7 protein-coding genes are annotated in these 13,847 nt (G+C 70.2%); all 7 read left to right on the top strand.

The features are described 5' to 3' along the window. The first annotated feature begins 79 nt into the window (after positions 1-79). A complete protein-coding gene (locus ACIP82_RS29285) occupies positions 80-559 on the top strand; it encodes a hypothetical protein (protein WP_400657653.1) in 480 nt (159 codons plus the stop codon). Then, positions 559-1,092 carry a hypothetical protein gene (locus ACIP82_RS29280; protein ID WP_400657651.1) on the top strand — a complete coding sequence of 178 codons (534 nt, stop codon included), beginning with the start codon at positions 559-561 and terminating at the stop codon, positions 1,090-1,092. Before ACIP82_RS29285 ends, ACIP82_RS29280 begins: the two co-directional genes overlap by 1 nt. A gap of 116 nt (positions 1,093-1,208) precedes the next feature. Continuing rightward, a complete protein-coding gene (locus ACIP82_RS29275) occupies positions 1,209-1,595 on the top strand; it encodes a hypothetical protein (RefSeq protein WP_400657649.1) in 387 nt (128 codons plus the stop codon). Positions 1,596-1,639: 44 nt separating this feature from the next. After that, positions 1,640-1,846, top strand: a complete 207-nt coding sequence (locus ACIP82_RS29270) for a hypothetical protein (protein WP_400657647.1) — start codon at positions 1,640-1,642, stop codon at positions 1,844-1,846. After that, positions 1,846-4,317 carry a phage portal protein gene (locus tag ACIP82_RS29265; protein ID WP_400657645.1) on the top strand — a complete coding sequence of 824 codons (2,472 nt, stop codon included), beginning with the start codon at positions 1,846-1,848 and terminating at the stop codon, positions 4,315-4,317. Before ACIP82_RS29270 ends, ACIP82_RS29265 begins: the two co-directional genes overlap by 1 nt. Continuing rightward, on the top strand, positions 4,317-4,529 hold the full coding sequence (locus tag ACIP82_RS29260; RefSeq protein ID WP_400657642.1) for a hypothetical protein: 213 nt from the start codon (positions 4,317-4,319) through the stop codon (positions 4,527-4,529). The genes ACIP82_RS29265 and ACIP82_RS29260 overlap by 1 nt, the downstream gene beginning before the upstream one ends. Positions 4,530-4,591: 62 nt before the next feature. Then, positions 4,592-13,847: AAA family ATPase (locus tag ACIP82_RS29255; RefSeq protein ID WP_400657640.1), on the top strand; the 9,256-nt coding region annotated here is incomplete at its 3' end.

Here is a 13,847-nt window from a genome sequence, read left to right as displayed (position 1 = left end):
GCGTGAGCCTCCTTCGCCTGCTGCTCGTCCTGCGACCTCACCCCGGCGGTCCCGGGCAGCAGACGGGACAGGAGTGCCCATGCAGCCACCCGTTACCGCGGCCCTGAACCGTTGGCATGCTGCCTGGTCGACGCACGAGAGCGCCGCTCAGACAGCCTTCACCGCGGCGTTCCCCGCGCTCAACCGTCCGGCTCCCAAGTGCCCGTGCTTCGGCCCGACCTTGTGCTGGGAAACTGCGGGTGAGGGCTCCGGGAAGGTCTGCCTGGATGATCACGGTCGCGCCACCATCGACTTCGCGGACGTGCCCAAGCAGGTGCTCGGGCATGCGATGACCACCTGCTACGGGGCCGATTGGTTCCAGGAGGGTGCCGGCGGGTTCGCTGCGGCAGAGCCTGGCGCCTACCAGTACGAGGACGAGTCGACGTACGCCGAGTACGCCATCGACGTCAACGCGGACGGCACGGCCGACTTCCGGATCTCCTACGAGCGGGTGGACAACGTCGTGGCCATCCTCGACCTGCTCGAAACCGCGCTCGCCGACCACCGGGGCGGTTCCTGATGGCCGGCGACACCCGGGCCCGGGTCGCGTGGCGGAACGCCCGGGAGCGGGCCGAGCGCCACCGCGAGCGGTGGATCGGCGCTGAGACGGTCGTTGCGCAGCTTCGCACCGGGCCACAGGTTCCCCTCGCCCTGCTGTGCGACGTCCAGGTGCTCGCGGATCGACACGAGGACACCCTGATGCGGGTGGCTAACCTGATCGAGGTGTGGGGCGAGACGGATGAGCCGATCTCGCGGCGCCAGGCCCGACAGGAGCTGATCTCTGCGGTCAACCGGCGCGACGGCCGCGACATCCGTGTGGCCCGGCTTCGCGGTCGCGTGCGGGAGCTCGAGCGGGGCCTGGCCGAAGTCGGCCGGCGTAGCGAGATCGACCGTGCGGAGCGCGGGACGGCGGAGGCTCAGCTCGCGCGGGTCACTGCCGTGCTGGGCCGGGTAGCGGATGCGCCGGTGGTTCGGCCAGAGGTGGACGGCGTCGAGTACGTTTCGGCGGCCGAGCTGCGCGCGCGCCTCAGCCGGGGTGCCGATCTGCGCTGAGACCGGGTACCGGGGCCAGGTGTAACTCTTTTGATCACTGCTCCGTCCTTTCTGGTGGGAGGGGGCCCCTGGTGTGGAGACGGGCGGCCCCGCCGCAGTCCAGCGAGAGGAAGTCCGTGAGCTCGTCTACCTCCACCACGTCCACCACGTCCACCAAGAAGCAGAAGAAGAAGCCGGCAGACCACGAGTGGGTCGTGGCCGCAGAGCTGCCCGTGTCCGCCGATCTCGCCAAGTACGCCGATTTCCGCGGCAGCTTCACCGCGAAGGTGTCGCAGCACGTCACCGCGCTCGAGGTGTACTGCAAGGGCTGCAAGCGTCCCTTCGAGGACGTAGCAGACGAGCCCTGCGCTGCCCACATCGACAACAAGCACCTGATCGGCGGTGACCAGCGCGTTCGGGCCAAGCGCCTGCCCCCGCCGCCGGCCCCGCCTGGCGCCCGGATGATCCCGGGGCACACCTACAGCCGTCGGGGTGTCGAGGCCTACGTCCAGCGTCTGGTCTGAGGAGCGCGCGACGTAAGTACGGCCTGGTGCCTACCTTCCGGCGGGTGACGACTCCTCTGCCCACCCACCCCGCTCCGCAGCAGCAGCAGCTCCCCTTGAGGGAACTGCTCGGGCTGCTCCTGGTCGTCGTCGGAACGGTGGGCCTGACCGTGGTGGCCTTCTGCTTCCACCCTCTGTGCGGTGCTGCGGTGGTCTCGGCGCTCACGGCCGTGACCGGGATGTGGCTTGCCAGTGAGGACGAGAACGCCTGATGGCCCGCCGCTTCGCACCCAATCTGCGGCGCCGCCCGGCGCAAGCCACCCCGCTGCCGGTGGAGACGAAGGCGGCGTCAGCCTGGAACGGCTCTTGGTCATCGCTGCCTGGGGTCACCAGCGTGTACGGCACCGAGGGCCGGGCCGACGGCTGGGATCTCGAGCGGGTTGTCACCGAGGGGTACGAGCAGGGCATCTGGGTCTTCAAGTCGGTGGAGACCATCGCCAACCACCAGGCCCGCCTGCCGTTCGTGATCGGCCGCGGCGAGAAGCCCGGCGAGCTGAGCGAGACCTTGCCCGATCACCCGCTCTACCGACTGCTCAACGGCCAGGCCAACCCGATGGAGACCGGTCGGGTGCTCCGGAAGCGGTTGAGCGCGCAGGTGCTGCTGTCCAAGCGTGGCGCCTTCATCGAGGTGACCCGCAGCCGCCTGGGGACACCGACACGGCTCGACCTGCTGCCACCCGACCGGGTACGGCCCGTGCCGGACCCCGACGGCGACTACATCTCGCACTTCGAGCTGACGACCCGGACCGGCCGGCTGCGGGAGCTGGGGCCCGAACGGGTGTGGTGGGTGCGGGATCCGCACCCCACGGATCCGTTCTCGGGCGTCACGCCGTTGGAGGCGGCGGGCATATCCGTGGATCTGGATCATCTCGCCCGCCTCTACAACGTGACCTTCTTGAAGCGGGACGGCCGGCCGGGCGGCATTGTCAGCGTCGACATGAAGGGCGCCACCGAGCGACAGCTCGACCGGGTCGAGGCCCGCTTCGCGCCGGGGGTCGACCATGCCGGTCAGATCGCGGTGATCGGCACCGGCCCGGGCGGAGCGCAGTTCATCGACACGTCCGCGAAGCCGCGGGATATGGCGTACCGGGACCTCAACCAGACCAGCAAGGAGGAGATCCTCGCGGCGTTCGGGGTCTCGGAGGCGATGTTCGGGAACTCAGCGGGCCGGACCTATGCCAACGCGGAGCAGGACGAATACAACTTCTGGTGCATCACCGAGGTCCCTCACCTGGACCTGATCTCGTCCGGCTTCCTGCCCGGGATCGATGTGGAAGAGGGGTGGAAGCCCTTCATCGACACCTCTTCGGTCGAGGTGCTGGAGCTGCCGCGCCGCGAACGGCTTCGGGTCCTGCGCGAGGAGTGGAGCGCCGGCCTGATCTCGGCCGACGAGTACCGGGAGGCGGCCGGCCGGGACCCGATCGGCAACGCTCAGACGCGCGCGCTCTGGTTCAGCCCACAGAAGGCCCCCGTTCCGGCTCGACCGGAGGACGCTGCCGTGCTCGGCCTGGGTGGTGGACCCGGCGAAGGCCCGCCGCTTCCGGGCGGCGGCCAGCCGCCCGGTGAGGGTCAGCCCGTCGGCGGCCCGGCTGCTGCCGCCGTGGAGGCCGCGCGCTCGACCGGCGCGCCGCTGGCTGGTGGCCAGGCCGCGGATGCGGTCGCGGCCGCCCGAACACAGGAGGCGGACACCGGAGCTACGGCGGCCGCGGCCGTGGCGTCGGCTCGCGCCGTCCAGCAGGACAGTGCCCCCGGGCCGGCCGCTGATGCCGTGAGCTCCGCCCGCGCTGCCTACGAACTCCCCCAGCCCGGCGCAGCGGCGGCAGCCGTCGCCGGGGCGCGCCAGGAAGTGAAGGCACTTCCGCACTCCGCCCGTGAAGAGGGGGGATGGCAGGTCTTCGAGCCGGACGCCGAGCGGCTCGAGGCGGCGGTCGCCGGCGCGGTGGATCTGACGCTGGCCCGTCACGCTGAGGTGGTCGCGGCTCGGCTGCGCTCCCCCAAGATCCGTAAGGGCACGCGGTTCTGGCAGCCCGGCGACTTCACCTCGGACACCCGGGCTGGCGGCGCCCCGATCGACATGCACCGGGTGGTGGCTTCGGACCGATGGGCGCAGGAGATCGTGGAGACGCTGACGCCGCTGGTGCATGACGCCGTGGCGGAGGTGTCGTCAGCCGCCGTGCGAGCGTTGGCCGGGCCTGCGGCTCCGGCGGCAGTCCGGGCGGCGGCGGTTGGTCGGCACACCGTGCTGCTCGATGCTCTCGCCATCGCTGAGGTCGCGGTGCGCCGGTTCCTCCAGGCCTTCGCTGATGAGCTCGATGGGATCCAGGGCCGGGCCGAGACCGTGGATGCCCTGGTGGCCGCCGCGCGTGAGCTGTCCGCAGCGCGGTCGCGCCGCGCTGCGGCCGCCGTCGCGCAGGCCGTGGTCAGTACCGCCCTCAACGGCGCTGCCGAGGTGTCGGCCGCGGCCGCCGGCCCGGGGGTGCTGCGGACTTGGGTGACCCGCCGCGACGACAAGGTGCGGCCCGAGCACCAGGCCGTCGACGGCACCGTTCTGCCGGTGCTGACCGCGTACGACGTCGGCGGATTCCCCATGCGCTACCCAGGCGATCCGATCGCGCCGCCCAGCCTGACCCACAACTGCCGATGCCGGCTGCTCTACAGCTCGGCGAGCCCCGAAGGAGACTGATGAATTCCAATCTGGTGTGGGGCATCTTGCTGTCCACCTGCGCCGCGTACGAGACCTGGGGCCTGCTGAACCGAGCCGAAGGGGACACCTTGTCCGAACGGACTCGGGCCTGGTTCCAGGTGCAGGACAAGCCCGGCCGCGCCCTGTTCACCGTGGGCTGGACCGGCTTCGCGGCCTGGTTCCTGCTGCACATCCTCACGCAGACCATGTAGCCGCCGGCCGCGGGCCGGTCAGCGCGCGACGTTAACCAGCCGCGCTGTGCATGGTCCGCGACATGCACCGCACTGTCACCTCCGCCACCCGCACCCTCGCCTCGCTCATGCAGGCCAAGATCGGCCGCCGGGCGTGGAACCCTGCTCTGCACCCGCGGGACTCCCGCGGCCGGTTCGTTGAGACCGGAGGCATTGCCCGGCTCTGGGGTGGCGGGTTGGCCCGGGTCCTGCGCGCGCTGACCAACGACCGCGTTCAGGTGCAGCGGCTCGACAACGGGCGCCGGGCGGTCCTGCCGGCGAACCGGCTGACGATGGTGGCCCGGCCGGACGGGACCGCGCCCACCCGCAGCAAGGAGAAGGTCGAGCTCGAGGACGAGCGGCGCCACGTCGACCCGAAGCGCGGTGACGGCCTGGAGCAGCACGACAACGGTGACCCGAGTACCCCGGACAAGCCCCATGCCGCCGACGACGACGGTGAGGAGATCCGGGAGCCCAACACCCCGGACTGGCACCCGGCCGAGGAGAAGCCGGACCGGCGATTCGAGTCCGTCTCGGAGGTACGCGACCACTGGGACGGCGACCCGGACCAGTTCACCGCCACCGAGAGCGAGGACGACCGGCTCGCCGAGGCGAGGCGGAACCTGCCGCAGCTGACCCGCACCGCCCAGCTGTCGGAGCACGGCAACTTCGTCGTCGCCGGCAGCGGGAAGAAGTGGGCGGTCTACCACGCCGCCAGCGGCCAGGCCGTGCAGCGCGGCGGCTCCAAGAAGGAGGCGCTGGCCAAGGCGAACGAGCTGGAGGAGCTCGCCGGTGACGACGGGCGACGCTTCAACTGGAACGCCCCGCACGCGGCTGACCGTTTCAAGTCCGACGACGGCCAGGCCGCCGCCATCGCCACCCACCGCCGTCTGCATGCCAGCGGCGACCGGGACGGCTCGGCGGCCGCCGACAAGCGCGAGTCCGCCGGGGGCGAGCAGGCCGGGCGCCAGGACGGACAGAGGGCTGAGGTAGCGTCCCCGGCACAGCCGATCACGAGCAGCGAAGGTGACGATGAATCAGTACGGGCGGATCGCGGAGGCGTACTACAGGACGTACCGGCCGACGGCGACGGCGGAGCTGGGCGCGGAGGCGGAGGAGCACTTCGCGGCGCTCGGCAAGGCGGTGGAGGAGCAGATCGGGGAGACCTGGGAGGACCTGGCCGACGAGACGGAGCCGGCCGAGGATCCGCAGGAGCGGATCGGGCAGATCAACATGGCGAAGCTTCGCGCCAGGGAGATGGCGATGCAGGAGCTGATCTACGACCTGCCGAAGGAGGACGGGACGGAGGATCTGGACATGCCGCGGGTGTCCCTGACCCCGATCACGCGCGGGTAGCTTTCGGGACCTCCGAGCAGGAGGAGAAGGCCCCGACCTGGCGGCCGCCGGCCGACGGTCAGAACCTGGTGCCCGTCACCGTCGTGGCCCGCGCGAAGGCGAACATCGCCGCCCTGCGCATGCTGCGCCGTCTCCAGGAGGAGCAGCGTCCGGCGACCGCCGATGAGCAGGCCGTCCTGGCGCGCTGGTCCGGGTGGGGTGCGACGCCGCAGCTGTTCGTGGACTCCCCCGCCCCGGAGTTCGCCCCGCTCGCGCGGGAGCTGCGCTCGCTGCTGTCCGGCCAGGAGTGGGAGAGCGCGGCAGACAACACGCTCAACGCCCACTACACGGACCCGCAGATCACGCAGGCGATCTGGGGTGCGCTGGAGGATCTGGGCTTCGACGGTGGTGAGGTGTTGGAGCCGGGTGCCGGCTCTGGCAACTTCATCGGCTACGCGCCGCCGGGTGCGCACATGACCGGCGTCGAGTTGGACCCGATCACCGCGGGCATCGCCAAGGCGCTGTACCCGCACGCGGACATCCGCGCGGAGGGCTTTGAGAAGACCCGGGTGCCGGACGGCTCGTTCGACGCGACCGTGGGCAACGTCCCGTTCGGTGCGTACGAAGTCGTGGATTTGCGGCACAACAAGGGCAACCATCGCATCCACAACCACTTCATCCTCAAGAGCTTGGACCTGACCCGGCCGGGCGGCATCGTCGCGGTCGTCACCTCCCGGTACACCATGGACGGCTCGACCGTGCGCGCCGAGGACGCCCGCATGGAGATGGCGCGCAAGGCGGATCTTCTCGGTGCGATCCGGCTGCCGTCGGGTGCGCACCGTCGGGCGGCCGGGACCGATGTCGTCACCGACCTGTTGATCTTTCGCCGGCGGGACGGGGAGAAGGAGTTCAGCAGCGGCCGTGACCGCAAGAAGGCGATCAAGCCGCTGGCGGAGCGCAGCCCCAGCGACCCGCCGATGTGGGTGCACTCCGCTCCGGCGGAGGGTCTGCCCGGCCAGGACCCGAAGGCGCCGGTTGACCCGAGTACCCGGGTGTTCGTCAACCCGTACTTCACCGACAACCCGGACCGGGTCCTCGGTCAGATGGCGGTGGGCCACGGCCTGAACCGCGCGAACGACCTGCGGGTAGACGGGGACGGCCACCTGGCGCCGGCGCTCAACCGGGCGCTCAAGGACGTCGCCGATCGGGCGAAGGCCGATGGACTGGCCTACCGCAAGGACGGCGGCGAGCGTCGGAAGCCGCAGCTGCTGGACGCCGACTCGGATCGCGTGGACGGGCACGTTCAGATCGAGCCGGACGGCACGTTCACTCAGGTCCGCGACGGCCAGGTCCACCAGTTCGACGTGCCGAAGACGCAGGCCGACGAGGCCAGGGCCCTGCTGGGGCTGCGCGACGTCTTCAAGCAGCTGGTGGCCGCCGAGAACGCGCCGGAGAACGACGAGGCGCTGATCGAGCGGCTGCGAGCCGACCTCAAGGCCCGGTATGACGAGTACCACCGCCAGCACGGGGCGATCAACCGGTTCAAGTGGAAGGTCCGCAAGGGCACCGACCCGGAGACCGGCGAGCCGATCGAGAAGGCGATCCGGGAGCGCCCGCAGCGCGGTGGCCTGTTCACCAAGGACCCGACGATGGCGATCGTCAAGGCCCTGGACAGCTACGACGCCGAGACCGACACGACCACCCCCGCGAGCATCTTCACGAAGCGGGCCGGCCGGCACCGGGCGCTCGCCGAGACTGCCGACTCCCCGCAGGACGCCGCCGCCCTGGTGCAGGAGCGCACGGGCTGGCTCGACCTTGACGAGCTCGCCACGGTGATGAAGACCTCCCCCGAGGAGGCGAAGCAGCGCCTGCTGGCCGCCCGCTCCGTGGACCCGGTGACCCAGGAGGAGACGCCGCTCGTCTTCGAGCTGCCGGAGGACGGTGCGCTCGAGATGGCGTCCGACTACCTGTCGGGCAACGTCCGCGCCAAGCTCAACGACGCCACCGCGCTCGCCGGGACCGACCCGCGGTTCCGGATCAACGTCGAGCAGCTCGAGCGGGTGTTGCCCCCGGACATCCCGGCCGGGGAGGTCGACGCACCGCTCGGTGCGTCCTGGCTCGGCGCCGGGCCGGTGCAGGCGTTCCTCAACTCGATCTTGGACGAGCCGGTCAAGGTCGAGTACCAGGGCGGTTCGCTGTGGAAGGTCGAGGCCAGCACCCGGGTCAAGAAGTCGACCGCCGCCACCCAGACGTGGGGGACCGCGGACTACCACACCCCCGCCCTGGTCGAGGCGATCCTCCGCAACCAGAAGATCCAGGTCCGGCGCTACAACAAGGACGGCAGCAGCTACGTCGACGTCGACGCGACCGACCTCGCGAAGACGAAGGCAGAGGAACTGGGCGAGCGGTTCCAGGAGTGGCTGTGGGAGGACCCCAAGCGCGCCGAGGCCATCAAGAAGGCGTACAACGACACCCACAACAACCTCGCGCTGCGGTCCTACGACGGCCAGCGACGCACCATGCCCGGCCTGGCCGAGCACTTCAAGCCGCACGACCACCAGCACGCCGCGGTGGCCCGGATGGTCAACGAGCCGGCGGTGCTGCTCGCGCACGAGGTCGGCGCCGGCAAGACGGCCGAGATGGCCATGGGCGTCATGGAGCTGCGCCGGCTCGGCCTGGTGAACAAGCCGGTCATCGTCGTCCCGGGCCACATGCTCCAGCAGTTCCACGACGAGTTCCTGGAGCTGTACCCGGACGCGAAGCTGCTGGCGGCCGGTTCGGACGACCTGGCGGGGCGCAAGCGCCGCGAGTTCATCGCCCGGGTGGCCGCCACCGACACGGACGCGGTGATCCTCACCCAGCGGGCCTTCGAGTCGATCGACATGCGACCCGAGGTGCAGCTCGCCTACATCAACCGCGAGAAGGAGTCCCTCCAGCGGGCACTCGCCCGCGCCAAGGGCGAGGCGAACGCCGCGAAGGCCGACGCCCCGGCATCGGGCCGTGAGACCCGGATGGTCAAGGAGATCCGCGCCAGGCTCAAGGCCCTCGAAGCGAAGATCACCAAGAAGACGTCCGCACTCAAGGACAAGGCCGGCCTGTCCTTCGAGGACACCGGCATCGACTACGTGGTCGTAGACGAAGCGCACCACTACAAGAACCTGTCCACCAACAGCTCCATCCCGGGTGCCGCAATCGAGGGCTCCAACCGAGCCTCCGACCTGGACATGAAGCTGGACTACCTGCGGGGCAAGACCAGCTCCGGCCGGGTGGTCACCTTCGCGACCGCCACCCCGATCTCGAACAGCGTGACCGAAGCGCACACCATGCTGCGCTACCTGCGGCCGGACCTGCTGGAGCGGGCCCGCATCCGGGACTTCGACGAGTTCGCGTCCACCTACGGCAAGATCATCAACGGGGTCGAGCTCGCTGCCGACGGGTCCGGCTTCAAGGAGGTCTCCCGCTTCGCGGCGTTCCGCAACATGCCGGAACTGCTGCGGATCTGGAAGACCGTCGCGGACGTCAAGACCGCCGAGGACCTGAACCTCGACGTCCCCGACCTGTCCACCGGCCGGGCCATCACCATCAAGGTCCAGCCGACCGAGGGTCAGCTCGACTACCAGGACTCCCTCGCCCGGCGCGCGGCCGCGGTCAAGTCCGGCATGGTCGAGCCGTCCGAAGACAACATGCTCAAGATCAGCTCGGACGGCAGAAAGGTCTCGCTCGACCCGCGCATGGTCGGCATTGACGAGCAGGGCCACAAGCTGGTCGCCGCCGCCGACAACATCCACCGGATCTACGAGTCCACCAAGGACACCGAGTACCCGACCAGCAAGGACGACCCGACCCCGCACCAGACCAAGGGCGGACTCCAGATCGTCTTCCTGGACATGGGCACCCCCAAGGACCCGAGCAAGAAGAAGGGGAAGGGGAAGAAGGGCCCGGCCAACCTGGAGGAGCTGGAGGGCGACAGCCCGTTCCCGGCGTACGCCGAGCTCAAGGCCCTGCTCGCGGAACGCGGCATACCCGAGGACAAGGTGCGCTTCGTCCACGAGGCGAAGAACGACGCCGAGAAGGCCCGCCTGTTCCACGACGCCCGCACCGGCAAGATCGCCGTGTTGATCGGCTCCACCACCAAGATGGGCGTCGGCACCAACGTCCAGCTGCGCGCGACCGCCCTGCACCACCTCGACTGCCCGTGGCGGCCGGCCGACCTCGAACAGCGCAACGGACGGATCATCCGGCAGGGCAACGCCAACCCGGAAGTCAGCATCTTCCAGTACGTCACCGAGCAGTCCTTCGACGGCTTCTCGTGGCAGACCGTGGCCCGCAAGGCCAAGTTCATTCGACAGCTGATGAAGGGCAACCTCACCGACCGTACGGTGGAGGACATCCCCGACGGCGTTTTCAACGCCGAGCAGGTCACCGCCCTGGCCACCGGCAACCCGTACCTGCTGGAGCAGGCGAACGTCCGGGCATCCCTGGCGATGCTCACCCGTCAGCACAAGGCGCACATGCGGGCGATCGACGGCGCACGCGCCACGATCCGGCAGACCGAGGAACTGCGGGACTACACCAGCGCCCTGGTCTCCAAGCTGCGTGCCGTCAACTCGCGAAAGCGCCCCACCCGCGGTGACGCCTTCAACGCGACCTTCGGCGGCAAGGAGCTCACCAACCGCAAGGACGCGGCGGAGGAGCTGGCCCGCCTGGCCCGGGACGTCATCGACGCAGGGAGCACCGCGCCCTGGGGCGCCCACCCGGAGGTGCGTCTCGGCGAGGTCGGCGGGATCGCGGTCGTTGCAAAGTTCCGGGTCCGGTACAACGACGGCGCCCGACAGTTCATCGCCGACATCTCCATGCCGGACGTGCCGGGCAGCAAGCGGTCCTACACCAAGGCCATGCTCGACGGGCAGTCGTCCCTGCCGGTCACCCGCCTGGAGGATGCCCTCGCCGACACCGAGGCGAACATCGAGGCCGCGGAGAGCTTCCTGCGGCGCGAGGAACGCAACGCGGCCATCGCCGTCGAGCGCCTGGACAAGCCGTTCGAGAAGGCCTCCGAGCTGGAAGCGGTCCGGGAGCGGTCGCGCCTGGTCAACGCCATCATCAGCGCGCAGTCCAAGGAGCCCTCCAGCGACGCGGACGAGCGCGCTGCTCGGGCGCAGCGCATCGAGATGCTGGAGCACGCGCTTCGGGAGGCACGGATCCGGGCCGGCGAGAGCCCGGAGGAAGTTGACGACCCCGCTGAGGTCCACGACCTGGACGTGATGCCGCGTACCCCGGCGCCGCCGGTCGTGTCGACCGATGCGGCCGGGCGGACCACGGTGACGTGGCCGGACCGGGAAGCACGGAAGGCCCGCAGGAAGAAGGACGAGCAGGAGCGGGCCCGGCAGGCTGCTGAGAAGCGCGACCGAGGCCGCACCCCCGAAGAGCAGGTCGACCTTGCCCCGGAGGACGTTCAGGCCGATCTCGAGTCGATCGGCGCTGACGACGACGAGCCGGCCGGCGACCAGGTCGCCATGGACCCGGAGCAGGTGACTGCCGACCTCGAATCGATCGCTCCGGAGGCGGAGGCCGAGCCGGTTCGCGAGGACGAGAACACGGCGGCCGCCGACGGTGCGGCCCTGGCGGACCCGGTGGGTCAGGAGCCGGAGGTTGTTCCCGCCGGGAACAACGAGCTGGCCGAGGCACGGCAGACGGCACCTAGCCGCGAGACCCCGGCCACTTCTCCGAAGCCGACGCGGCCGGCGCCGGCCGATCGCCCAGAGGCAGCGCGCCTCGACCGGGGTGAAACTCCCGAGCAGGTCACGCTCGATCCGGCGCAGGTCGACGCCGACCTCGCCGACCTCACCCAGGAGCAGGACCGCCCGGATGGCACGGTCGCCGATGTCCAGCAGGGCGACGAGCCGTACGAGCCGAGCGACTGGGCCAAGCGTGTCACCATTTCCCGCGAACCGGACACCGTCGTCGTCACCGACACCGGCTTCGGACCGCATCTCGCCGCCGGCGAGGAACTCCGGGCGTGGATGAAGGACGAGAACAACGGCGTCGGCCGGTTCCACTACCGCCCGGATGACAAGGAGTGGCGCTACAACCGGTACGGCCGACAGGCGGACGCCGACCCGGCGGCGGCAGAGGCCGCGCTGCGCCAGAAGATCGAGGAGATCGATCGCCAGCGGTCCGACGGCCCGGCCGCCGCGGCGACGCCTGCGGCCGCCAAGGGTATGACGCCGACCCCGCAGCAGGCGGCGATCCTTGAGGCCGGCACCGCCGGGGAGACGATCGCAGTCACCGCGCGCGCGGGCACCGGCAAGACGTCGACCCTCAAGATGCTCGCCCGGTCCCTGCCCGCCGACAAGAAGATCATGTATCTCGCGTTCGGCCGCAAGGTCGCGGCCGACGCCCGCCAGGCCATCGCCCGGGGCGAGTTCCCGTCGAACGTCCAGGCGCGGACGGCCAACTCTCTGGCCGCGACCAACATCGCACCGGAGCTGGCCAACAAGCTCGGCAAGACGCCGTTGCAGAGCAACGAGGTCCGCGCGCGGATCCTGGGGATCACCGATGACCTGCCGGACGGCCCGGACAAGGTACTCACCCCGGAGCAGCAGGCCGGCCTGGTGATGTCGACCATCAACCGGTGGGTACTCACCTCGGACCCCGAGATCACGATCGACTCGTTCCCGGGGCGCAACCGGGAGCTGTTCGACACCCTCAAGCCGTACATCGACAAGGCGTGGGCGGACATCAGCGACCCGGACGGGCGGCTGCGCTACGACTACGACTATTCGGTGAAGCACTGGGCGCTCAGCGACCCGAAGATCGAAGCCGACGTGATCTTCTGGGACGAGGCCCAGGACATCAACCCTGTGTTGGAGGGGGTGGTTCGCCGTCAGGACGCGCAGGTGGTTCTGGTCGGCGACCCGGGGCAGTCGATCTTCGAGTTCCGTGGCACCTCGAACGCGCTGAACTCCTACCCCGTCGATCGGCACCTGTCGCTGAACCAGTCGTGGCGCTTCGGCCCGAAGGTCGCCGACCTGGGGAACCGATTCCTCGCTCTGGCGGGAGAGGTGCCGGACCTTGAGGGCAACCCGAAGAAGGTGAGCGAGGAGCGGCACCTGGACAAGCCGGACGCGGTGCTGGTCCGAACGAACGTCGGCGCAGTCGAGGAGATCAGCGAGGCGGTGAAGGCCGGCCGGAAGCCAGCTGTCCTCGGTGGCACCAAGGAGCTCAAGGCGTTCCTCAACGCCGCCGAGCGTCTCCAGAAGGGCCGGGCCGCCGACCATCCCGACCTGGCGGGGTTCAGCTCATGGAAGGAGCTGGAGAAGTACGTCGAGGACCACGAAGAGGAGGCTGGCAGCCTCCGGGCGCTGGTGCGGCTCGTGAACGGCGACGACGACGCTCACGACCTCGACGGCACACCGCGGCTCAACCTGCGCGACCTGCTGACGCACGTGGTGGACGAGAACAAGCCGCACGACGTCATCATCGGCACCGTCCACAAGGCGAAGGGCGCCGAGTGGCCGACGGTCCGGATCGGTAACGACTTCCCTCAGCCACGCCGCAACAAGCACGGCGCGATCATCAGCTTCCCCTCGGACGAGGACATGCGACTCAACTACGTCGCGGTGACCCGCGCTGAGGAGGCGATCGACCTCGGGTCGCTGGACTGGGTGTACGAGGCGACGAACGACGGCCGGGGCAAGACGCTCGACCTGCACGCCATGGCCGCCCGGCACCGCGGTGAGGACCGGCGCGCTCCGGAGATGGAAGCCGCCGTCGTCCCGCCCCAGAAGGACGCCAAAGAGCGCGAGAGCTCCGCGCGTGACGCGACCCCAGAAGCAGTGCAGCAGGCCGAGGACTCCGGAACAGAGGTGAGCATCGCCCCGGATCAGGTCGCGGCAGACCTCGAGTCCATCACCCCGAACGACGAGCCGGCCACGGCCAACGACGTCGAGCCGGATCCCGACCCGC

Origin of the sequence: Kitasatospora sp. NPDC088548 (assembly GCF_044753005.1) — a bacterium.
GTDB lineage: Bacteria > Actinomycetota > Actinomycetes > Streptomycetales > Streptomycetaceae > Kitasatospora.
This window is presented reverse-complemented; position numbering and strand designations above follow the sequence as displayed.